This window comes from Frigoribacterium sp. CG_9.8 (assembly GCF_015751965.1).
Taxonomy (GTDB): domain Bacteria; phylum Actinomycetota; class Actinomycetes; order Actinomycetales; family Microbacteriaceae; genus Lacisediminihabitans.
Map to the genome: position 1 here is coordinate 207,104 of NZ_JADOVH010000001.1, position 22,790 is coordinate 229,893.

Consider the following 22,790-nt stretch of genomic DNA (forward strand, 5'->3'; position numbering starts at 1 on the left):
TCATCCCATCACTACAGAACGGAGGCCCTGAATGGCCAGAAAATCACTCTCCATCCAAGACCACGCACTCGAGGCCGTCGAAGCTGGTCTCAGAATCACTCTGCTCAAGCCGATGGGCAAGGTGCCGATCGCCAAGGGCTGGCAGGACAACCCGCTGGACAGTATCGAGACCGTGTTCGCAGCGTTCGCCGAGCGCCCCCAGGCCAACTACGGCATCGTCACCGGCTACGACCAGCTATTCGTCGTCGACCTCGACGGAGCTGACGCGATCACATGGTGGAAGGACCAGGGATTCCTCCAGGGGCCGAGCACAAAGACCCCCCGCGGTGGCATGCACATCTTCTACCGCGCCCCGGACGGCATGGAGATTCAGACTAACGCTGGCAAGATCCACCCCAAGGTCGACATTCGTGGCGTCGGTGGGCAAGTCGTCGGGCCAGGCAGCATGGTCCCCGCCGGCACCTACAAGGGCGACCTAGCTGCGATCGCTGACGCCCCGGAGGCTCCAGCCGAGCTGCTGGCCATCATCCCCGAGAAGACCGCCTACACGCAGGTCGAGCACGTCGGAACCCAGGTCGAGGAAGCATCTGAGAAGGAGCGCTCGAGCGTCGCCTGGATCGCCCGACGCCTGCAGGCGCTCCCGGACGTCTGGGTTGAGGGAGCGGGCTGGCACGATTCCGTCCGCGACTCAGCCATGTGGCTCTCGAGAATGGTCAACAGCACCGCCTACGCCATGACCGAAGACGCAGCCGTGACGATCCTCCTCACCCACACCCCGACCTACGGCTCGGAGTGGGGCGACGACAAGATCCTCGAGCAGTGGGTCTCCGCACGGACCCTCACCGCAGGCCAGTTCGCCGAGCCCCCGACCGACGACGAAGAGGTCCCCCGACTCCTTCCACTCATCAAGGCGCAGGAAGGCGTGCCCGAGTACGACTCCCGCGGGCGCCAGTTCATGGACCTGGTGTGGTCTGACGCGCCCAGCGACACCGAGGGCGCGCGCTGGGATCGTAGAAGGCAAATCCTCCTGGAGTCATTCCGGGCGGGGCTCCCGGTCCAGCAAGCCTTCTCACTCGCCGCGGGCTCCATCGCTGCCGAGACGATGATGCGCGAGTACGACGGCCGCCTGATGCTGTTCAAGGAGACGAAGAAGGCGCACCGCGAGTTCGTGACCGAGCAGACGACCGGGCTCACAGCGATCGAGCCAGATGCTGCGGATGCCCCAGTGGCGGCCGCCGTATCTGGCAAGGTCGACCTGCTCACCGAGGCTGAGCGCACTTACATGGCGTCGGAGGAGGCGCGCTGGTTCGGAACCCGCTACATCGAGTGGATCAAGGAGTCGCTCAACCTCTCGAACCTGCCGTACCACCGTCTACACCTATGGATGATGCTGTCGGTCACCTTCGGGCTAGTCGCCTACGTCCCCCGCGAGGGCAAGAAGCTCGGGGTGAACCTCTGGGGCATCATCATCGGTGAGTCCTCTAGCGGAAAGACGGAGGCGCTCGAGAAGTCCGAAGCAGTGACAGATGCGTTCTTCAAGGAAGACAGCCCGAACCTCGGCGCTGACGCCACCACGGAGGCCCTGCACGACGCGCTGATTGGTCGGGACGGCAAACCCAGCTACCAGGTCATCGATGAGGCTCACGGACTCCTCGGCGAGCTGTCGGGGGCGAAGGGATTCCGTGGCGACCTTATTACCCGGTGGACCGAGTTCTTCGAGGGGCGCGTGCGCGCATCGCTCCGCAGTACGAAGAAGGAAATCTCCGGCAAGTCGGCCACCACCTCCTTCTCGCTGCTGATGCAAGGCACGACAGCGAAGATGGCCAAGGCGATGAACACCGCGCTCTGGGAGTCCGGCTTCCTCGTCCGATCGCTCTTCGTGATCGGTGAGAACATCACCCCGAGTGAAGACGACCTCGACGTTCGGTTGGTAGATGGAGACGCCGACCAGGCTTACAACGGCATGCCGCGCCAGTGGGCAGCCGAGTGGTCGAACATCCACAGAAGGCTCGAGCGGTACGGCGATTTCCCGATCAAGATGGAGTTCGCCCCCGAGGCGCTCGCCCGACTGAATTCCGGGATGAGGCGAATGCGCGCCGAGTTGAAATCGAGGCCGAACCAGGTCGCGCTCAAGCCCTACGCGGCCCGCTTCCCGAACACTGTGCTCAAGATGGCGGCACTGGTAGCGCTCAGCGAAGCGAGGCCCCAGGTCGAGATGCGCGACGTCGTGATCGCTCTCCACGCCAGCGAGGAATTCCTCAGCGCGGCGATCATCATGGCGAAGCTCACGACCGATTCTGAATTCGCCCAAGCCGTTGACGGAGTAGAGCGGCTCATCACAGATGGCGGCGGGAGGCTCGAGCTATCCAAGGTCTACAAGGCCCTGCCCGTCCCCGTCTGGGAAGCCAACAAGCTCGTCGATCAGCTCATCGCTGAGAGGCGGGCAATCAAGCGCCAGGAGACGTCCGGGGAGTTCACCCTCTCACTCATTCAAGACACAGAAAGGAAAGCAGCATGACGACATACAAAGCAGACGAGGACCTCAGAAGGAAGAGAATCGTCGCACTGACCACCGCGAAGCACCACGTCGGACGCAACTACACAGACCGCGATGCGAAGATGGCCGCCGCCGAGGAGCTGCTCGCCTACCAGGCGTTCACCGCAGTGCAGATCGCTGAGTGGCTCGGGCTCAGCCCCTGGGCGCTCGAAGGCAAGGGCGGGGCAGCGGCGTGGGGGGTCTCCGCGCTCAACGCAGAACAGCTCGAGATTGCGGTCATGCTGGCCGAATGCGGCCTTGAGGGGACCAAGCCGAAGACCCTCATTTATGAGGCGCACACCGTCAAGGAGATGTCGTTCGACATGATCGGCGGGCTTCTTGGGACCCATAAAAATACTGTTCGCCGGATAGTAAGAAGGATCGAAGGGGAGCCCTGGACATGACCGCCGTAATCCCCCTCGCCTGCTGGCCGTTCCCGGTTCCCCCGGTGGTCATGGCAGCGATCAAGGTGGCGAAGGAGGGGCTGTGCAAGCGTGATGGCGTCGAGTTTATGATTCAGCTCGCGCCGGCAGTGCCGGCAAGTCCATCCCGCGTGCTCTCTTTCAAGGGGCCGACACCGTTCGCATGCGATGCGGCGAAGCTTCGTCACTGGGATAACCCCGAGGAGCTGGCCTACTGGATCGAGTGGGTCATTGACGAGTCGAAGCCCGTAGCGCTCGGCTTCACTATGGCCGACTGGCTGGCTCAGACCTGGCCCGGCACGAAGCAAATTGCCACTTCACTTCGATATGTAGAGCCAGGAGGGGGATTCTTCGATGAGCAAGAGCGATGGATCGACCTCCCCTACTGAGGAGGAGCCCGAAGGCGAACCCGGCATCACAGTCGTCGAGCCGATGACCGAAGTGGAGCCGACATCGGTCACAGCGACGAGCCCGAAGCGCTACATCGCTCCGGCGCTCGGCGCTGGGTTCGAGGTGAAGTGCGGCACCTCAAAGACGCTCGAGACTCGCCCCGCATTCAAGGGCGGCGCAAAGGCAGGCGACACGCGACCCGACATCGAGGTAACGCACCTCTGGATCCAGGGCTGGGTGCCGCAGGCTGCATGGTTCCGGCTGCACTTCAAGAACAATCGCTTCGAGGAAGCGATGGTGTGGGACGTAGCGGGATGGCCCACCGAGCTGCAGTCGGACTACGCCCCGAGTGCGCTGATCGGAAAGAGAGTGAAAGACGAGCCGGAATGGGCTTGGAAGGAGCGGATGCAGAAGCTCGACAAAGACGTCCATAACCGGGACTACGACTACAACGACGGGGAGTTCTGGCTAAACCACCAGCCCCGCAGCGTCAAGGTCGCCGGCGAGTTGGAGGAGTGGCTGGCTGACCTGATTCCGGGGTTCGAGCCCCGGAAGAAGCCGGTCAAGAAGGTAACGCAGGAAGAGAAGCAAGCGACGGCAACCGCCGTCGAACTTATTGAGATGGGAACGTGGATCGGATGAGCTACAACATAACGTCGAACGATTTGGACCTGGCTGACGACAGGACGTATGAGGATTACATCGTGCGATCGGCGTTCCAGGACGGGAAAATCTGGACGCTCATGCTGGAGCCCGAGCACATCGACCGCACGCACGAGTCGATACTCAAGATCAAGTCCTCTCTCGAGCAGCAGCTCGGGCAGGCAAAGCTTTTCCAGAAGGGCGGAGATGAGAACTGGCGTCGGCGCATCACGAACCTCCTCCGCATGACTGAGACCTACATCGCGGACGTAAAGAGCGAGGTAAAGCGCCTCGACCGCGAGGAGTACCGGGAGAGCGCCGAGGGCGAGCGTGACCGGTGGAAGAGCATCGCCGGGCTACTCGTTGACCTACTCCACGCGAACCCCGCACTCAAGCTCATCCAGACCCCCGCCGGCATGAACGCCGCTGAGTGGGGCACAATCCGCACTGAGAAAAGAGAGCAGGCCGCAGCATGAGTGCCGCACGAAGGCTGCTCGCGTTGGACCCTGGCGAAACAACAGGTTGGTCGATATGGAGATATGGCGACGAGACCCCGCTGACGCACGTCGAGCACGGGATGCAGGCCGGCGGGCTCCGTGGCTTCATCCAGCTCATGCACGAGCGCGACGGACAGTTCGATGAGGTCGTCGCCGAGTCGTTCATCCTGGACGGGCGCACCGCTTTCCCGAACATCACCCCGCTGCGCATCGAGGGAGCCCTGGCTGCCCTCTGGCATGGCCCGGTGACGCTCCAGCGCAACGTGTTCAAGCGACATGCTCCCGACGCCCTGCTCAAGGAGCTGGGGCTGTGGTGGAAGGGTCCTGGCCATGACCGAGATTCTGCCAGGCACGCGATCGCCTACCTTCTTGGCAAGAAGCACATGCCAACGCTGCTGTCGATCTACCCGCTGCCCGAATAGCCAGCAAAAAGAAGCCCCCGTCCACTGGACGGGGGCTCTTTTTTTATGCCCTGGCTGCGTGCTTGCAGTTGCAGGAGTCGCAGGCTCCACTATGCCCACAGGGGGCTTCGCACTGACCATGCCTACATGCGCACATCGCTACGAGAGGTTGGCCTTGGCAAGGAAGTTGCTTGCGGCGAGCAGGACGGCACCGATGGCGGCGACGAACAGCGCCGGGGTGCCCTCAAGAGCGCCGGCGACGACTAGGCCGACAGTTCCGCCAATACCGATCCACTTGCCAGACTCATAGAGAATGCCGCGGACGTGCTTCGGAATCTGCGGAACGAGTACCTTCTCGGCACTCTGCACAAGCGAGTTGTCTGCGGCCTCGTCGATCGCGTTTGCGACGTTCTCGAGGTCTTTGGGGGTAACTTCAGCCATGCTATTTCTCCTCTGTTTTGGTCATTGACACGAGTCGCATTGCAGCTCGTCCATCGGGTCGACGGGTATGAAGTAGGGCTCTGTTGAATTGTCCATTGCTCTATTCTCGGACGATTAGCTGGCAAATTCAACAAATGCGGCACTGGCCTAGAGCACTCGCAGATTATTCCAGACGTTGTTCGCGGTCGTGAAGCTCAGCATCCCGCTCTCGCTTTGCTCGCCCTTGAGGTTGGTGTACCAGGAGGAGCCCCGATCGGATGCCGGGCCGACCATGATCCAACGCGAGTCACCAGACTGTTGAACGCGCAAGGAGTGCCAGTGGCCGCAGACGAGAATGCGCGCCTGCGACACGGGCATGTTCCCGTGGCTCTGACCCTTCCACCACTCGCCGATCTTGTCGGCACCAGATGCCTGGTGGGAGTGAACGAGGCCGATGTCACTGCCGGAGGTCTGGAAGTAGAGCGACTCCATGTAGGGCTCGGGGGTCTGCACGGTGACGTGGCCGAAGGCGGCTGGGTTAAGCGTGAGGGCGTTGCCGAGGATCTTGGCTACGGCCAGTCCGTAGTCGGAGTGCGCGTCACCGGCCGGAGACTTCGGGCCGATGCGGTGCGCTCCATGGTTAGAGGAGACCGCGGCATAGCGGATGGAGGGCGCGAGCGGGGCGAGCATCTGCAGGCCCTTCTGCATAGCGAACGCTGCCTCGACAACCTGGTGCGGGAGGTCAAGGTCGTTGGTGCCGAGCTGGGCCGACGTGGAGTAGATGTTCTCGATGATGTCGCCGGCATCGAGAATAGCCACCTCGCGGGGCCTGAACTCCTTGACGAACGCCGCGGCCTTGGAGAAAGACTCCATCACCTGCTCCATCGTCTCTTTAGAGCCCCCATTCCAGTCGACCTTGCCGAACTGAAAGTCAGTAGGCACGAGGACGAAGCTCTCATGTTGGAAGGCAACGGGCTGAGGGACGTAGGTGAAGGAGCGGATGGCCTCGATGACGGACTCGTGGCTGACGAGCCGCTCGTCAGCTTCCTTGGTAGAGGGCTTGAGCGTCGCGCTGAATCGGTTGGAATAGAGGGTTTTAGTGACCTGATCTTTGGTGTGTTGGGTCCAGACGGAATTGCCAATTGAGTAACCAAAAGCTTCCGGGTCGAATCCGTCAACGCGCAGCCGATCAAGCCAAAAACTCAATGGCAAGATCCGATCTGCGACTACTTGGTACTTCAGATTGCCACTTTTATCTTGGTCGAAATCATCACGGATAGCATCACTGTTGTTGGAGTCGACGGCAAAAGCGCTATCTTTGCGCGCCCGCTTCTTCCACTTGTTCACTGTGGCGCTGCTAATTGTCCACTTGGCCGCGATAGCCCTATCCGAGAGGCCACTGTGTAGGTCGGCAATGAAATTGGGATCGTCAAGGAGCTGAGTGCTGCGGGGGTCTAGCAATGTGGCGTCTCCTATTGTTTGCGAAGTTCCTTGAGCTGTTCAGCGGTAAGCGTCTGCTCGAGGTCTGGCCAAGCTTCGGGGGTGATGCCGTTCTGGGTGAGAAGAAGGTTGGCGCGAGCGAGGGCTTGTTCACGGATGCGTCGCTTGTTGAACTCGTCGTCAGCGCGATCGTTTGCCTCGTCACGCTCGACGACAGCATTGCGACGTTGTTCTTCGAGGGAAGTGTTTTTTGCGCGCTCGCGCCCTGATGCACCAGAGAGTTGCTTGAAGATTCCACTGATGAGAGCCACAAGCACAGCGGCCCCTCCAGCGGTCCCAAGATATGAGGCGACCGTCTGCGTTACGTCCATGAGCTACGCCAGTTTCGGCGCGAGTTGAAACTTCCGAATCTCGAGGAAACGCTGGACAAAAGTGAGCATGAAGCAAATGGTGAATGAAATTCCTAGAAGCGATGTGCCGAGAGTTACAGTAACCGCCACGTACATCGCCAGTCCCGTGAAAATAGCAATGATCCCGGCACGTTCTAGCCACCAAATACCTGGCAAAACGGCCAGCGCGCCAAGGAGCGAGCCAAAACCGATGAAGGCCCCGAGGATTGCAACGAGTGAATGCCCCAGCACGTCCTCAAGCTTGTCAGGAGCGGCAAAGATCACACTTCCGCTCGCAGATAACAGCGTGACGTAGATCACGAATTGCAGCAGGCGTATTACTCGCGGTTCTGCAATGAGCATGAAAGCTCTGGTGCTGTGCTTAATAAGCTGCTGAGCGCTGGAACCCACAAGCCGAAAGGGGGTCGACATCCTAGAAACGCCCATCGTTGAGTGCGCTCTGCAGCGCCCTGATGGACTGCGGGCCGATGATCTTGTCGATCTTGCCGCCGTAGTAACCAAGTGCCTTTAGGGTGAGCTGCAATCGCTCGCGCGTGTTTGGGCCATCTATGCCATCGGGGAACGCACCGGTTCGCTTCTGTTCGGCGCGGATCGTGTTTGGCCCCCGCACTCCGTCTGGATCTACGTCAAGGGCGCGTTGCTCAGCCTTGGTGGTGAGCAAGCCCATCTTGCCGTCGACAACAAGTTTGTTCGACTGCGCCAAAGGTGTCGCGTCACCTGTGAGCTGCGCAAGCCTGCCGACGACCTGGGGGCCGGCCGTGCCAACGTCAACGGAGAGGCCCTGGTCTTGCTCGAACTTGCGCACGGCGGCCGTGGTGAGCTGCCCGTAGTCGCCATCTGCGCCCGTTGCGCCGAGGTTGTAGCCCAGCTTGATGAGCGCGGTTTGGATCTGCGAAGTAGACCAGGACGAAGCGTTCCAGCCTTGCGCGACCGAAGTGCCGCCATTCACGCCCGCCATGGCCAGAACGCTGGCTCCGAGGATCTGGTTAGCACGGTGGACGATTGTTCCGTAGTCTGTGGTACCCGGGCACATGGTCGCCACCCAGTGATTGTGAGGGAAGACGTTGACCATCCACTGCAGGGATGACCAACCACGCCTGCGGGCGATGTCAGCGCAGAGCTGCGCAGAGTTTTCAAGGACAGCGGCACTTGGGGCTACGCGGTTACCGTTGCCATCGAGCCAGCCACCTTCATGTTCAATCGAGATAGTGTGCTGATTGGCGTAGGTATTGCCGTCCGAGAAGGGGTAGTCCTTTTCCTGCACGTACTGGTGGATGGCAGATGGCCCTACGCCGTAGGTTGCGGAGGCTTTCCTGCTCGAGCTGCTGAAAGTAGTGTCTGTGGTCCTGAGCGTGCCAACCATCCAGTGCAGGGTGATGAATCGCTTCTCGATGCCATTCTGGGGATAGAAGTTCGGGGAACCAATCCAGGCGACATCGACCATTACTCGTCCACTCCAAGTTCGCTCGCCAGTGGGTCGCCCATTTTGAGGGGCTCCGCATCAAGGTGCTCAAGCTGCTGTGCGAGGATCTGGCCTTCTGTGAGGTCTGACATTTTTCTCCCTGGTCTATACATTCACCATACAACAAACGCCCAGGAATCGTCCAGATTACGCAAAGGCGGTCCAAGTGTAGGTAACACCAGCAGCAAGCGCGCCACCCGACCAATTGGCAATCCAGAGATTGAAGCCATCCTTGGTGCGGGAATTGGCTGCAAGCGTGGGGCGTGAGTTATCAGCCGTAGCTATGACATTTGAGGGCACTTGAGTAAAGGTGCTCGATACGTAGGTAATTGGTATTGCCAGGGTTTGACCCGGAGCAATGGAACTGGCAGTAACACCAGAGCCGCTTGCCATTTTGACTGAGGTAATTGCGGCATAGGCGCCTGCAGTGGAGGTAAATACGACCATGGAAGAGGTCACCGCATTCCAGCACGTCGCGCCGGCCAGGGTCTTGATCTTCGTGTAAGTGCTGAGCGCGGTGATGAAAGTAGTCACGTTGATTGCTGTGCAGGTCCCGATGAGGCGCCATTTGCCATCGGGGTGCATGGTGAATTGCGCGCCGGCGCTCAGCCCAGAGTCATCAGCGATGAGCACTGCGAGCGTGCCGGCCGGCAACGAATCAGCGTTCAGGCTGATCGCGTTCAAGGCGGCCAATGTTGGAACGAACTTCACCGGAAGGGCTTGATTGATCGAACCCGCAAACGTGGCAAACAAGTCGGTGAGCCGACCGATTGGCCCCGAGGAGGGGTATGTGATGATTCCTACTTTGGCCATTAGCTGGCTCCTTACGTTGTTAGTTAGCTAGGTTCGGGTGGTGCGGCGCCGGCTACGGCGGAAGCTTCATCCTGTGTGAGCCCTAGATCGACAAGCTTTGCGAGGGCTGATGTCAGCAGAACATCGGGCGTGATCATCACGCTGAGAACGCAGGCTTCCCCTGCCCGTGAAGCTGCAAGGTCAGAAGCCTCTTCAATAGACATTGCTTCCAAAGTGAAGCTCTCAACTTCTGTAGTGACATTCCAAACAAGCATTTGTTCTCCTATAAAATTTCAGCATCTAGAGCAAATACACCATTGCCGCCAATATTTGCGGCAAGAAGAGCTGGCCGATATGCAGTAGCAGTACCCGCGTGCAGAATGCTTAGATAGCAGCTTTGGAGACCCATTCGAGAGTAGCCCGTACCACCAGTGACGGTTAGATCGTAAGTGCTTCGGTCAGTAATGATGAGGTTGACCAGTTTTACAATCACAGGCGTAGTACGCATCGTGACTGGATAAGTTACCGAGATGAGACTGGTGCCAGCACTTTGAGACAGACCTACTCCCAGAGAAACATAGGCTTGAAGATTTGCTTGCCAGTAATACCGCAGGCAAGCACAAAGCTCTTGGCCAATCTCGGGTAACTCAAATGGAGTTGCAGTGATGCCAGCTTCAAGTTTTACGTTACCAACAGTCCCACTTGTAAACTCAACACATACGTCTCCACTTCCGTTCAGAGCCACAGTGACAGGGCTAGATGAGAACACTGGAGCAGTGGCTCCAACGACGTAAACACGACCCTTGCCCGTCCCAGACCATGAGGCAGTATATGTACCTGCTGGCATGTTTGCTCTTTCAATCTTTTGACAGATTTGGAGATTTGTCGGAAGCGTAACCAATTGCCCCTGAGGAGAAGAGGTGTAAGTGGCCGGAGACCCCCAATAGCTGTAGCTAGCATGTGTCGCTCCTGCCCAAGAAACCCCTGAGGTTACCGACGGGTCAACGTAGGTCGTTTCGGCAGGAGCTCCGGCTGGAGAAGTGTTCTTTTCTACTACTCGAATAGCGTCCCAACGAATTTGCCCAGCCGTGTTTCCAAGGTAGAGGCGAACAAAAGCTTGAGTTGCAGTCAATGGCACAGTCACTTCAACCGACACTCGTGTAGGAGTATTTATAGTGTTTGGAACCTGCGGGCTGTGGTACATCTGATACCCTCCCGCAGGTGTGTTTGTATGAACAACGATGGCTCGCTCCCGAGGGAGCAATACGCCTGTATTTGCGTCAATTTCTCCTGTATGGCTAGTTCCTGTCATCGCACTTTTGACATTGCCTGTTGCGCTAATAACGTAGGTGCGCCCTGGGGTCATTCCGTGCCGAAATGTCCCCCCATTGTTGCCAACGAAACCAAAGTCAACATAAGAATCAGTCCCAGTTGGGCTATAGAGGTTGACAGACTTGGTCCCGTATGCGGCCCAAGTGGTATCACCAACATCGAGCGTGCAATTCGTTCCGCCATAATCAAGTCCTGGCGTAGCTCCCTCGTTACTCGGGTTCATAACTTGATTGGCATACTTAGAAGTCACTTGCCACCTGTCAAAGCCGAAGCCTTCTGGAAGAATTACCGCATTGCTAGTAGTGCCGCGTTGGTTAGTGCGAAATGCACCATTGATGATCTTGTTCTGAGCTGGTACGCGCGCGGCCAACGAGCGCGGGGTCACAAGTTTTGTCGTCGAAGTTCCAGCCATGGCATCTGCATCGGAGGCGAAACTGCCAACGTCAAGAATGGCTTGACCGTTGTTCTGGTAGGCCTGTCCTGCGACGTCGAGCATGCCGTTTTCACGGTATTTGCCGACACCCATTCCAATTGCGCCATCCCAGTGCATGAAGATGGTTGACGTTGCGACTGTGCGGGTTATGGAGCTTGTAGAAAATACATCAATGACCTCAATCAGCACCTCCCAGGATTTGGCTACCCCGTAGGTGCCGATCAGCCGAGAACCCGCAAAGGTGATGCCGCCAGGGGTGACTGTGGCGATGTTGGTGTAGACGCTTGCCCCACGAGCCCTTGTCGAGATTCGGTAAGTGAGCGAGTTTTTTTGGGTGCCATTTACAAGCGACTGAACAGCAGTATTCAGCGTGATCTTGATGTACGTGCCATCGTCTCGGATGGTTCCATCCACGTAAGCACGCTGCAGTGTCAAGGTTGTGGCATCGATCGTTGGCGCGATGTAGGGCAGCACGGCGATAGAGCTTGTAGTGGAAGCAGACTGGCCCCGAGAGTCCGTGACGGAAGCGGCCATGGATAACGTGCCGGAGCCGCTCAGCGCGGCCGTAGTGCCCGATATCGAATTGATTGTTTGTCCATCGACGGTGATCTTGTACGAAACAATCGTCGAGCCGTAAATTCCTGCAGATCCGACAATGCCGAGATTCAATTTGGAGAGCTGCTGCACATAAGCCCCAACAACAGAGTTGACGGCAGCAACGTTTTCTGATCGGCTGATCGAGCTGATGCTAGGCACAACACTGGATGGGACGTTGAGGGTAAACCCAACTGCAGTTGTTCCGATTAAGGAGCCCCCCGAGTACGTGTTGGTTGTCAGCGCACCAGCGCCACTCATTGCATTGGGAATCTCGTTTAGCAATCCCAGGGGGGGCGTCCACGATGTCGAACTGCCAACGCCACTGGCGATAGTGCCGGATTGCGAACCGAACGAATAGGTCACCGTATGAGTGAAAGAGGACGACGCAGGATTTGTGTAAATCGTCACGGGCGAGTTGGCAACCATTGGGCTGGGCGAAAAGGTCGAATTAGACGCGCGCGCGATTGTTGGAAGACCTTCTGAGCTGCTGCAGCTTGCGCTCCCGATTGTGCCGGGACTACTCGAGCTTGCCGAAAAGCTGTAGCTGCGTGTGCCGTCTGAGTTGTGACCGATATTGAATTGACCAGAGCCGAGCGACTTGGACTGGCCAGCGGACAGATCGTAGGAGTAGGAGCCGGAAGCGGTTTGCCCTTCGATATTGACGGACCAAGAAGAGTCGACATCGTAACGATAAGAGCGTGATCCGCTGTTGTAAAGCGTCAGCGACCAGTTGACTGTCGAGTAGTTGCCCGCGATGTTCTGGCTCGCTAAGGAGGTGCTGAGTTGGAGCTGAAAATTTGAGCGTCCCGAAAAATTGCCTGCTGCGTAACCCATGTTTATAGGCTCCTAACGACTGTGCCACTGCCAAGTTTTTCGAGTTTGTGGTTTCCCAAAACGACCTCAGTGCCAACAAAAGAGTTCACGAATAGCTGACCGGAGTTCCAGTAGGAGACCACAGCCCCGCTTTCGATCATCTCAATACGATCGGGCTTAAGTGCGAGTTGGAATGGTGAGCCTGGGTTGCTGATAATTGCGCCAGTCGGGCCGAAGGAGTAAAAGGTCTGCATGGCCGCGAGATTGCTTGATGTGCTGCTTAGCCCGTTAGCCACCTCGGCGACTTGGCCGGCAAGAATTGTCACCGTGCCGTTGGCAGAAAGGTTTAGGTCCCGGCCCACTGTGGGAGACAATTCGTTTACGGTCAGGGATCCAGCCACTATGGAGGTCGCGCCAATTGTTCCTGCGGTTATGAGGCCACCGTTCAGCGTGCCTACGGTTGCGCTGCCGAGGTCAATTGAAGAGATTGTCTCGTGGGATATGGTCTGCACAAGCCATGCGCCACCAATCCACTGCCACTGGGCAATAATGTTGTTCGCAGTATTGTGCCTGAACCAAAGATCACCCTCGACGACTCCATTGACCGTCGGAGTAGTGTCGGCCCAAGTGAGGTTATTGCCCGTGGTACTGACCACCGTGAGCAGTGCTGGAGTCAAGTCTCCTGCACTGACGCCGACGATAGTGGTAGTCGAGCTTGGGGACGGCAAAGTGGCCGCGCCGAGGCTGTCAATGGCAATAAGGCGGACGTCGTAGGAGGCACCAACAATCAACCCAGCGATCTGGATGCTGCCACCACCTCGAACTAGCGCCGAGCCCATGCGGATCCAGGCTGCAGCGCCACTAACCGAGACCTCCGCGTAAGTGTAACGAAACTGAGAAGAGGGCAATGCTGACCCAAACAGGCCATTCCAGGCGGCCACCAGCATGCCAGCGCCAGAGCTGAGAGATGGTGAGTTCGGTGTAGCCATAACTGTGAGGGTCGCTGGGGTGGTTGCAAGAACGTAGTCGCTGAGCACGCTGGAAACGCCCCACGCAGATATTGCAACCACGCGGATTTGATACTGAACACCAACTTGCAGAGCATCAACCTGAACATTTGTGCTTGGGCTGGTCCCAAGCATCAAGTAGCCCGGGCCGTAACCGATCGTTGTGGTGTCGCCGTTAGCGATGCTGCCATCGGCATAGAAGACACGGCCCCAGACTTGGTAAATCGTAGGGATGAGTGGGTTTCCGTCGACGTCCAGGTCGCTCGGGACGATAGACACATTCAGTCGCCCGTATGGTGCTCCGCTTGTATCGAAGTAAGTCGAGGGGGCGACCGTCAAAGCGGTCGCGGCAAGAGTCGCGGGAATCCGCTGCATTTCGTATTGAGCGGCGATCTGGGCCTGCACGGAGTTGGCTGAGGCAGTGATGGCATTGCCGGCCATCACGATGGCTGTCTCGCTGTTGTTGGCGAGAATCTGTCGGCGAGTTTCGTCGTCGCGCAAGAACTTATCGATGCGCCGAGCCCATGGCTGTGCCGCTACGGGAAGCCCATTATCAGTAAGCACATCGCTCATGCTCACTATTCTTGCAGCTTATTGTCAGAATCAGGTCTGACGCAATGGCGCACCAGCAAATTGCAAGTCAGTTCGAGTGGCCCACACCGCATCGAAGTCATCAAATGTGCGCAACGCCCACACCGCATCGAAGTCGTCCATGGTCGTGTCAGCAACTGCGGTGAAGCTCGTACCGCTTTCACCGGTTGGGGCGGTGATGACTCGGTAGACCGAGTCGCCCGAGCGAAAACGGGACCCAGCGATATCGCCAGGCATCAGGCCAGGATTGTCTGTAGTCCCGCTGATATTGACAACGGGGCGAGAGAACATCGGCACGGTCTCACTGGCAACTCGATCGGCCATGTCGCGGGTCTGGACATAAGCGGTGTCGATGGTCACCCCGACCTCCCCCGAGGCCTCTGTGGAGCTGAGCCCTGTGAGATAGGTGAATTTCTCTTTGCGGTTGATGATGCCCGTGCCGCGCACGCGCAGCGTGGAGTAGTAGGTGCTGTCGCCGGAGCCCATGGAAATTGCAAAGGGTGCCAGTGTGGGCTCATTTGTTCCAGAGGTGATGGTGATGATGATGGTGTCGAAGTTGTCACCCACCTTGACCGTCACTGATCCGCCAAGCTGAGTCCAGACCGCCGGATCCAGGGTTTGGATCGATCCTGCTCCACCGTCCACGCTGCCTTGTCCCATGACCGTGTAGACGGAGCCGGCCGCGCCGTCGGAGGGGGCAACCTCCTTGACACACACTGGCTGCTCTACCGAGACCAGGGAGCCAAGGACGGGGACCTCGATCGTCGTGACCGAGCCGGAGTCGACTGAGAGGATCGCAGCGTCCATGGTCCAGCCGGCATCCGAGGAAGTGCCTGTCGCGTCGTCGTAGCTGGCGGGTGGGTAAACAAGCGCATTTACAAGGTAGCGAGAGTTGTAGTTGAAGACCTCCACGGACTGTGCAAGCTGCGAGGCGTCTGCAGAAGTTCCAATCTGTGTTACGTCGCTGCCATTGAATGAGCGAGTTCGTGGGAGTCGAATGTAAACGGCATCTCCCAGGTCGCTCAACTCAACTCCTTGGGCTGCGCAGAACTCCTTCACGCGGGTCAAAACGTTGTCCTTGAACCCGGGTACGGCAACGGGCCGCTCGGCAATGCCAATATCAACGTTCAACGGGCGAGTGACTCCGACGCTCGCAAGGAGAGTGGCAATGTAGCCGTCTAGTGACCCAACGAACGGGGCGACACGACGGACAACGTTCAGTCGCGCTATGACCGACATGCTGGTGATTGAAACGGTGTTGCCGTCACTGGTCGGGGAAGAGATTCCGCCTTGGATAATCGCCCGCCCCGAGTCGAGTACGGTCAGCTCTCCGCCGCCGAGCAACATGGAGTCATCGAACTCGCGGATGCCAAGCTGCACCGTGGTCGCGCCACCCGTGGTGTCTGCTGGTGAGAGTGGGCTGGCATTTTCAGAAATCGTGTACGTGGTCAAATTCTCTACCGCGTAGTACGGGCCGGGCGCGTTGCTGAGATTGCGTGTGGTGCGGATCGAGCGCGAGCCGTTCGTTGCCCCCTCCCAGTAGTAGAAGTCTGTCGATCCCAGCGCGACTTTGCTGTCACCGACAAATGGCATCTGCCCATTGGGCATGATCGAGCCAAGCTTCACATCGATCAGTGTGCCCGCTGTGCCATTTCCAAGTCGCAGGACTAGCGTCCAGTTGGTGGCAGCATCGATTGTGATGGTGGCAAGGGTCGCGGTCCAGGCGGTAGTCGTAGAGAAAATGGCTCCGGTGATGTTGTCTGCCGTCACCTGACTCTGGCCACGCCGAAGCCCCAGAGTGCAGCTTGTCTCGATCGCGCTCGTGCGGATCCAGATGCGCACATCAAATGTGCCAGCCGGGATCGCCAGGGAAGAATCGTTGATTGTAACGACCGCGGCTCCCGCACTCGCGCGCGTAAAGCGCAAGAACTGCTCTGTCTCGTCGGTGCGGAGTATCGGCGCCCCCAGGGTTGCGCTCGTAGAGCTCCAGAGCCGACGCTGGAGGGTCGCATGAGGAGTAGCAAGATAGTTGAGAGACAGCGGCAGGCCGATCGCATAGCGCGGCAGTGGAGGCTGCTGAATGCCGATATTTACAGCCACGAGCCGACCTCCACAAGCTTTGCCGCAGCCGATACTTCAGCACGGACGTTGACCGTTGATAGTGCGGTAACGGTGGGTTCATCGGCGAAGGCGCAACCAGAGTTACCGCGGCCCGAGATGTACCCACCTCCATCGGGCATGTCATTGCTGGGAAGGACCTGGAGGATCAGAGCGGTCAGAAGAATGCTGTCGCCAACCGCACCAGCGAGCTGTATGTCAACACCGCTGACCCCAACGAATGTGTCTACCACTCGTTGGCCGGCGAGCCCGAGCGGTGTTAGTTTGCGCGCTGCGCCACCGACAGGTGTTACTTGCACGCCTGCTGTGCCGGTGGCGGAACCGTGAAAGCCAGCCCATAGCTTGAATCCTGGCGGGATCGGCACGTAGATCGAGCGAGGGGTGGTTGCTGCCGTGAAGGTGTAGACAGCGGAAAAAGTCGGATAACCCTGAGTGTTCGTCGGGGTTGCGACGGCGGACGGCCGAGCATCAACAAACATAGAGGGAGCATCCGAAGCCGCCAGGGCCGCATGCCCGAGGTTCACCGGAGCAAGGTTGAGTTCCATCTCCATCGGGTCGAGGAAGTAGATGAGGTTAGAAGCCACCATGAATTTGGCCAAGGGGTCGTTGTCGTAAACGTGCCCTGCGTAATCGAGAATCGGGCGCATCTCGAGGCGGCCAGCGACAGGCCAGCTCATCTCGTACTCGGCATGCGTAGTGCGGGATCCAAGGATCGCCGCCCCTCCGTTGACGAAGTTGAGCTGAGTGGTGAACTTCTTGCGCGAGAAATTTGCTGAGGTAGCGGGGGCCTTCACCCATTGCTCGTGCCCACGGGTGCCAAACCACATTTGCTGTGCCATCTATTTCACTCCTGCTCTGACAAGTCGTGCATTCGCGGCGTTCGCGGCCTGCGCGATGACACCATCGCTCACCGTGAGCGACCCAGCAAATTCCTGGAAGAGATTGCGGAAGAACATCCGGTCGGAGGCGGACATCTCCGATACTGCGGAGGAGCCACGGCCCGAGGCAGCAGGCATATTGCCGCCGACTGGTCCTCCATTGGCGTAACCACCGAGCGATCGTTGGTGCATGCGAGCCAAGTTTTCGACCCCGTAGTACCGAACAGATTCTTGTGGGAAGACGTACTCACCAGCATGGACGATTCCGCGGGCGTCGTACTTTCCACCGCCACCGGTATAGCCGCCCTGATCGAAGAACTTCATGCGAGTTCCAGAATTGAGGGTAGCGCCACCAGAGTTTTGGATGGCTGCACTGATCGGGTTGTTCTGGAAGTAGTTAACAAAACCTGGCCGCATGCCTGCAGCCAGCAAAGCGCCGGTTCCATACAGCTCGTTACGGTCCCAAGTTGCCTCGATCTTTACCGATCCCTTTGAGAGGTTGATAGCGTCGAGGGCTGCCTGCAACGCCAGCTTGGCATCGTAATTACGGCCATCGATCGTCACGGTCCCGCGGCCCTGGTCAATAGCGGCAAGGGCCGCGCTGAGGACTTTTTTGGCGGGGATATTAGTGCCATTGATGGTGACTGTCGCCGTTGACTTGTTGACGGAGCCAAGGAGCTGCATCAGTTCATCACCAGCTCCAACTGTGTTGCCGTCGATGTTGACTGTGCCAACTGATTTGTTGATGCTGGCGACGATTTGATCGCGCGCAAGTTCAGCTTTTACGATCTTGCCGTTGATCGAGACGTAACTTTCACCGCGCTCAATTGCCTTGAGCACGTCGCCAAGAGCCTGACTTGCTCCCTTCGTCTGGCCGCCGATCTTTACTTTCGGAGCCTTCTCGTCGATGCCCGTATAGAGCTTTTTTAGTGCATCGTTGACGAGTATCGTGTCGCCGTTGAATACAATCGTTTTTTCTAGGTTGAGCCCGGCGTCGGCGATGAGCTTCGCCATCAATGCCTCAAAGTCGAATCCTGAACCGACGCCGCCGCCGCCTCCTCCTCCGCCCCCGCCACTTGCGTTTGCGGCTTTTAGCTTGGCCTCGAACTCGGCTATTGCTGCATCTACGCCCGTGATATCCAAGCCGACGGTGATGTTACGTGGGATGCGGTTGATTGCCAGCGTCATGTCATCGAAGGAGCTGGCGTAATCGAGGATCGCGGAACGGGAGAAGCCGGCCTGGGTGGCCTGTGCAATGAACTGGGCCTTGAGTTCGGCAACCTTCTTCTTGAGCTGGTCGGCCGGCATACCCGTGGAGGCATAGGTGCCAATCAGGTCTTGGTATTTAGAGACCAGATCAGTGATGACTCCACGGTTTTCGATTGCCGCAGCAGAGTTACCAGTAAGGCTCGTCGACGAAGCCTCCTGTGCATCAGACATCTCTTTTACCGCTTTGGTCTGATCCCCATTGGCCGAACTGAGGTCAGCTTGGGCAGCGGCCGTATCGGAAGCGTTCTTGGCCAAGTCAGCCTGAATCTTCTTGACCCGCTCAGCATCTCCGTACATTGTGGCGACACGCAAGTAGTATTCGCTGTTGCTCTTATCTGCCGCGAGCTGAGAGAGAGTGGCGTTGGCGTCGCGGCCCTTTTGGTTGGCGTTTTCGATTGCCTCGGCGGCGCTGTCAATTTTCTCTTTCGCATCAGCGGAGTTGCTGGCGATATCGAGCCAGCTTTTGGAAAGGCCGTCCAGGGAAGTTTGAGGGGCAAACCGCATCTCGTTCATGCGCCTGAAAACCCCAGACAAGTCATTGCCGTAGTCCGCGAGAGTGCGGATTTGCTTAGCGGCCCCGCTGGCAGATTTGCCCACTCCGCCGACACCCTTGGAGGCACCGGCGGCCCCAGACTTCATGGCAGCCAGCATCGCGTTGACATCAGCGCCAGTTTTGTTGGTAGCAATAGCTACCCCAGTAAGCTGGCCCATGGTGGCCAGAAGTGGTGTGAGCTGCGCGACGGAGGCGAAACCCCCAGCGATGAGTGCGGAGAAGAGGGCAGAGATTTGTCCGGCAGCGGCTGGGCCGGATCCAGCAGACTCGACGATATTTGTCAGGACAGAGCTGAGGGCAGATCCACCAAGAGCAGCAGTGGCGCCGCTGCTGACGAATGCGCCACCGAGAGTGCTGAGGTCTCCGACGAGCGACTGCGCAGCGATGCTTTGCTGGAAGAATCCATCGATAGTTTTCTTGGACTCGTCAACGAAAAGCACTGCGGCAGCTCCGGCACCGGTAGCGGCATCGGCCTGCGCTCTTAACGCGGCCGTGGTTTGTTCTGCGGAAACCCCAACTGCATTGTTTGCAGCCGCTTGTGCTGCTGTTGCTTTTGCTGAATCTGTGACGGTGGTTTTTATAGCACTTGCACCTTTGGCCATGTCAAAAAATGCTGGTGCCGCAGACTTTAGCCTTGTAAGGTCTTCGTCTGATATGGCTCCAATTTTTATCCCAGATGACGAGAGTGCGCGGTCATTACTCAGCCCAGCTTTGAGACCAGCCAAAAGCATGACGAGCTTTTCACGGCTAATTTTTAGCTGATTTGCCATGGAGTCCGTGAGCTGTGTCACGTAGTCAGCTCCACCCTTGACGGGATCCCCGATGGATGCTTTCAGCAGCGCGGCCGGGTCGCCACCAAAGCTTTGGATAGCTCGGTTGCCGGCATTGTCATCAAACAGTTTCTGCACTGTTTTGTTGTTCGCAAGCTCGTTGGCAAGAGCCGCTTTGGTGTTCTCGCCGTAGGCAATTGTCTGGTTTCTGATCTTTTCCGTGGCGTTAGTGGTCCCGCTATTCAGCTTGACCTGTGCCCCAGTGGCGCTCTCAATGCCGCCCACCCAATCTTTTGCTGCAACGGTTGTGTCTTTGACGGTGGTGGTGATGGTGGTGATTGCTTTGCCGGTTTTTGCATACTCAGCCTGGTCTTTTGCCATGGCCGTGCTGATCGAGCTTGAGTCACCGAAAAACTCTTTGGCCGCAGCACCTGCTGTCTTCTGTGATTCGCTGAATTGGACGAGCGCCGCTGCGGCAGTGCCGATAAGGACAATCAGCGCACCAATGCCCGTGCTGATGAGTGCAGCTTTCAAGCCAATAGAACTGACTGTTGCGAGCCGCTGGGCACCCGCAAGCCCATTTGTGGCGACTATGGCAGTACCGGTTGCCGCCGCATTAGCGCCCGTGGCAACCGTGCTTGCAGCGGTAGCGGCAGTAGCGGCTGCGGTTGCTGCAGTTTTTGCTGCCGTAGCTGCGGTTGCCTCTAGCATGAAAGTTCGCAGAGCGAGAAGTGATCCAGTAAACCGCGCTGTACCGGCTGCTGCGAGTGCAATCACACCAGTAAGGGCAACGATTGCAAGAGCTGCAAAAATGAAAGGTTGGTTGCTTTTTTCTCCCGCGAAATCGCTGATTAGTCGGAAAAAATCAGTCAGAGATAGCACCAGGTCATTGAGCGGTCCCTTTGCCGCCCCGCCGATGGAGGCGAACATGGCGGTTATCGTGTTGCTGAGGATTGTTAGCTTGGCGGCGAGAGTGTCGTTCGTGATGCCGTACTGGGCGCTTAGCTCGTCGGCATTCTTGAATCCATCGGCAGCGTTCCCGAGCGACTGCTGGAGGATGTCGGTGTTCTGAGCGAGCTTGAGTAGCGCGGGGATATCGCGGGTGCTAGTGAGGCCGAGGGCTTGCAGAGTGGCGATTGCGCTGTCGCCAGAGGCGTTGACGCCTGTGAGTAAGTCCACAAGGCTCGAGCCGGCGTCGGCCTTGAATGCTGCGCGGAACTGGTCACCCGTTTGCCCAGAGAGCGCGCCAAACTTTGCAAGGGCGGCCGTGTCTCCGTTGATTGCTTCTTGGATTGAGATAAATAGCCGGGTAACCGTCGAGCGCGCAGCCTCTGGGGCAATTCCGATGGAGGCAAGCGCACCAGAAAGTCCGATGACTTCATCGGTAGTGAGTCCGACCGTGCCAGAGATACCGGCGATGTTCTGGGAAATGGCGATGATCTGCGACTCAGTGGCGACCGAGTTGACACCGACCTTGAGGATGGAGGAGGCGAGTGCTTCGTAGTTGCTGTTGACGTCGGGCAAAAGTTGGTTGAGACGGCCGAGCGCGGTGCCTGAAGCCTCAATGGTTACATTTGTCGTTGCCGAGAACTGAGCGGTGACTTTGGTGAAATGCGTAAGGTCATTAGCGGCGATGTTGAGCTGGCCACCGAGAGTACCGATCGCAGATAGGTCACTAAACGAGACTGGGATTGACTGGGACAGATCAATAAAGTCAGCCTTGAGCGACTGTGCGGCCTGCCCAGTCGCGCCGACTGTGCGCTGCACCTGGGCGAAGTCTTTCTCGAAACTGATGGCAGCGCCGGCCGCAGCAGCGAAGGCGCCCACCAGAGCCGTACCAGTTATAGCCGCCGCGAAGGAGACATCGTAGAGTGCGTAGCGCACTCGTGGCAATCGACTTTCGTCAATACCTAGAAATGCCTTTTTTGGGCCACCACCTGGCTGATCCTCAGCAGCCTGGAGGGCCTTGGACGCAGCTCGGCTTTTCTCTTTGGCAGCAACGACGCGGTTGGTCGCCTCGAGCTGCGCCTGCAGGTTTCCGGGAGAGCTACGCTGAACGGCCTGCAGCTCCTTCTCTGCGACAGTGAGCTGGGTGGTAGCAAGCTGCGCGCGTTTCTTGGAGGCAGCGACGACCCCGTTATCCCTGACATCCTTATCGAAGGCGTTGTCCAAATTGATCTTTGCGACTTTGCCCCTGGCGGCATCGAGCTGCTCCTGCAGCTTGGCCTTCGCTGCAGTAAGCCGGGTGGTTTCAGCAGCGGCCTTGGCCTCTTCAGCGGTGAGACGCTGCGTGGCGGCGCGCTCTTCCTCCATAGCTGCAGCGACATTCCGAGAGGCATTTGCCAGCGTAGGCAAAGAGGCGTCTTTCTTTTCCAGGCGAGAAAGTGCAATCTGTGCGGAAGCCAGGTTGGTAGATGACGTGGCAGCGCGGAGCTGTGCAGCCCCAAGCGCCCCGAGCTTGGCAATCTGCTCGTCTTCACCGTTTGCGCTCTGAACAGTGGCAATGCGTTTCTCAGCGGTGGCGATTTCGCTTGCTGCCGTCGTGAGGACGTTGGCATAGCTTGCAGTACGAGCAGCAATCGTGGCGAGCTTATCGAGCTGGTCACTGCCCCTCTCCTTGTTGGGATCGAGCTTCTTGCCCGGCTCGTCACCGGTCAGTGCGTTTTTGCGGAAATTCGAGTAGGCGCGGGACGCATCATTGACTTCCTGGACGCGCTTGGTCCATGCAGCGGAGCCGCGGATTGTCGCCGACTCTTCTGTATTGAGAGAGCGAGTCAGCTCGCCAACCTGAGTTGTGAGAATTGTGACTGCAGTCTTGTTTCCAAGAAGGTCTTTCTCAAGCTTCTCTAGTGCCCTTCCGGTTGCCTGAGTTTTGCCTTCAAGGCCGGCCATGCTTGTGATCGTGCCGTCAAGACTTTTCTCGAGTCCCTTGAGCTGATCGAGGGCCTGAGCGAGCCCAGTGATGATGAAGTTCAGACGTGCTTCAAGGCTGAAATCTTCGGCGGCCACCGGTCACT

Annotated in this window: 18 protein-coding genes; 6 read left to right on the forward strand and 12 right to left on the reverse strand. The window is 58.2% G+C overall.

What is annotated here, in order from left to right; translation table 11 throughout:
• Positions 1–31 precede the first annotated feature (31 nt).
• The 6 genes from IWX88_RS01185 to IWX88_RS01210 are packed head-to-tail and all read left to right on the forward strand — an operon-like array spanning position 32 to position 4,909.
• On the forward strand, positions 32–2,518 hold the full coding sequence (locus tag IWX88_RS01185) for a bifunctional DNA primase/polymerase (protein WP_196826576.1): 2,487 nt from the start codon (positions 32–34) through the stop codon (positions 2,516–2,518).
• Positions 2,515–2,940, forward strand: a complete 426-nt coding sequence (locus IWX88_RS01190; RefSeq protein ID WP_196826577.1) for a hypothetical protein — start codon at positions 2,515–2,517, stop codon at positions 2,938–2,940. Before IWX88_RS01185 ends, IWX88_RS01190 begins: the two co-directional genes overlap by 4 nt.
• Positions 2,937–3,347, forward strand: a complete 411-nt coding sequence (locus IWX88_RS01195; RefSeq protein WP_196826578.1) for a hypothetical protein — start codon at positions 2,937–2,939, stop codon at positions 3,345–3,347. The genes IWX88_RS01190 and IWX88_RS01195 overlap by 4 nt, the downstream gene beginning before the upstream one ends.
• On the forward strand, positions 3,313–3,990 hold the full coding sequence (locus tag IWX88_RS01200) for a hypothetical protein (RefSeq protein WP_196826579.1): 678 nt from the start codon (positions 3,313–3,315) through the stop codon (positions 3,988–3,990). Before IWX88_RS01195 ends, IWX88_RS01200 begins: the two co-directional genes overlap by 35 nt.
• On the forward strand, positions 3,987–4,466 hold the full coding sequence (locus IWX88_RS01205; protein ID WP_196826580.1) for a hypothetical protein: 480 nt from the start codon (positions 3,987–3,989) through the stop codon (positions 4,464–4,466). The genes IWX88_RS01200 and IWX88_RS01205 overlap by 4 nt, the downstream gene beginning before the upstream one ends.
• On the forward strand, positions 4,463–4,909 hold the full coding sequence (locus tag IWX88_RS01210; protein WP_196826581.1) for a hypothetical protein: 447 nt from the start codon (positions 4,463–4,465) through the stop codon (positions 4,907–4,909). The genes IWX88_RS01205 and IWX88_RS01210 overlap by 4 nt, the downstream gene beginning before the upstream one ends.
• A gap of 138 nt (positions 4,910–5,047) precedes the next feature.
• On the opposite strand, the gene IWX88_RS01215 is transcribed toward IWX88_RS01210, so the two are convergent.
• From IWX88_RS01215 to IWX88_RS01270, 12 genes are all read right to left on the reverse strand, one after another.
• Positions 5,048–5,329 carry a hypothetical protein gene (locus tag IWX88_RS01215; protein ID WP_196826582.1) on the reverse strand — a complete coding sequence of 94 codons (282 nt, stop codon included), beginning with the start codon at positions 5,327–5,329 and terminating at the stop codon, positions 5,048–5,050.
• A gap of 147 nt (positions 5,330–5,476) precedes the next feature.
• Positions 5,477–6,514, reverse strand: a complete 1,038-nt coding sequence (locus IWX88_RS01220) for a hypothetical protein (protein WP_196826583.1) — start codon at positions 6,512–6,514, stop codon at positions 5,477–5,479.
• 266 nt (positions 6,515–6,780) lie between these two features.
• Positions 6,781–7,119 carry a hypothetical protein gene (locus IWX88_RS01225; protein WP_196826584.1) on the reverse strand — a complete coding sequence of 113 codons (339 nt, stop codon included), beginning with the start codon at positions 7,117–7,119 and terminating at the stop codon, positions 6,781–6,783.
• 3 nt (positions 7,120–7,122) lie between these two features.
• Positions 7,123–7,500: a hypothetical protein gene (locus IWX88_RS01230; RefSeq protein WP_196826585.1), complete on the reverse strand. Its 378-nt coding sequence runs from the start codon at positions 7,498–7,500 to the stop codon at positions 7,123–7,125.
• A 70-nt stretch (positions 7,501–7,570) separates the two neighbouring features.
• Positions 7,571–8,602, reverse strand: a complete 1,032-nt coding sequence (locus IWX88_RS01235) for an N-acetylmuramoyl-L-alanine amidase (RefSeq protein WP_196826586.1) — start codon at positions 8,600–8,602, stop codon at positions 7,571–7,573.
• Positions 8,603–8,767: 165 nt separating this feature from the next.
• Positions 8,768–9,433 (reverse strand): hypothetical protein, encoded by a 666-nt coding sequence (locus IWX88_RS01240; protein WP_196826587.1) that lies wholly within the window; start codon positions 9,431–9,433, stop codon positions 8,768–8,770.
• 23 nt (positions 9,434–9,456) lie between these two features.
• On the reverse strand, positions 9,457–9,687 hold the full coding sequence (locus IWX88_RS01245) for a hypothetical protein (protein ID WP_196826588.1): 231 nt from the start codon (positions 9,685–9,687) through the stop codon (positions 9,457–9,459).
• 8 nt (positions 9,688–9,695) lie between these two features.
• Positions 9,696–12,608 (reverse strand): DUF859 family phage minor structural protein, encoded by a 2,913-nt coding sequence (locus tag IWX88_RS01250; RefSeq protein ID WP_196826589.1) that lies wholly within the window; start codon positions 12,606–12,608, stop codon positions 9,696–9,698.
• Positions 12,609–12,610: 2 nt separating this feature from the next.
• Positions 12,611–14,167 (reverse strand): hypothetical protein, encoded by a 1,557-nt coding sequence (locus IWX88_RS01255; RefSeq protein ID WP_196826590.1) that lies wholly within the window; start codon positions 14,165–14,167, stop codon positions 12,611–12,613.
• A gap of 30 nt (positions 14,168–14,197) precedes the next feature.
• A complete protein-coding gene (locus IWX88_RS01260) occupies positions 14,198–16,285 on the reverse strand; it encodes a hypothetical protein (protein WP_196826591.1) in 2,088 nt (695 codons plus the stop codon).
• Complete coding sequence (locus IWX88_RS01265; protein WP_196826592.1) at positions 16,276–17,142, reverse strand: hypothetical protein; 867 nt, start codon at positions 17,140–17,142, stop codon at positions 16,276–16,278. The genes IWX88_RS01260 and IWX88_RS01265 overlap by 10 nt, the downstream gene beginning before the upstream one ends.
• Positions 17,143–22,782, reverse strand: a complete 5,640-nt coding sequence (locus tag IWX88_RS01270; RefSeq protein ID WP_196826593.1) for a phage tail tape measure protein — start codon at positions 22,780–22,782, stop codon at positions 17,143–17,145.
• Between the last annotated feature and the right edge of the window lie 8 nt (positions 22,783–22,790).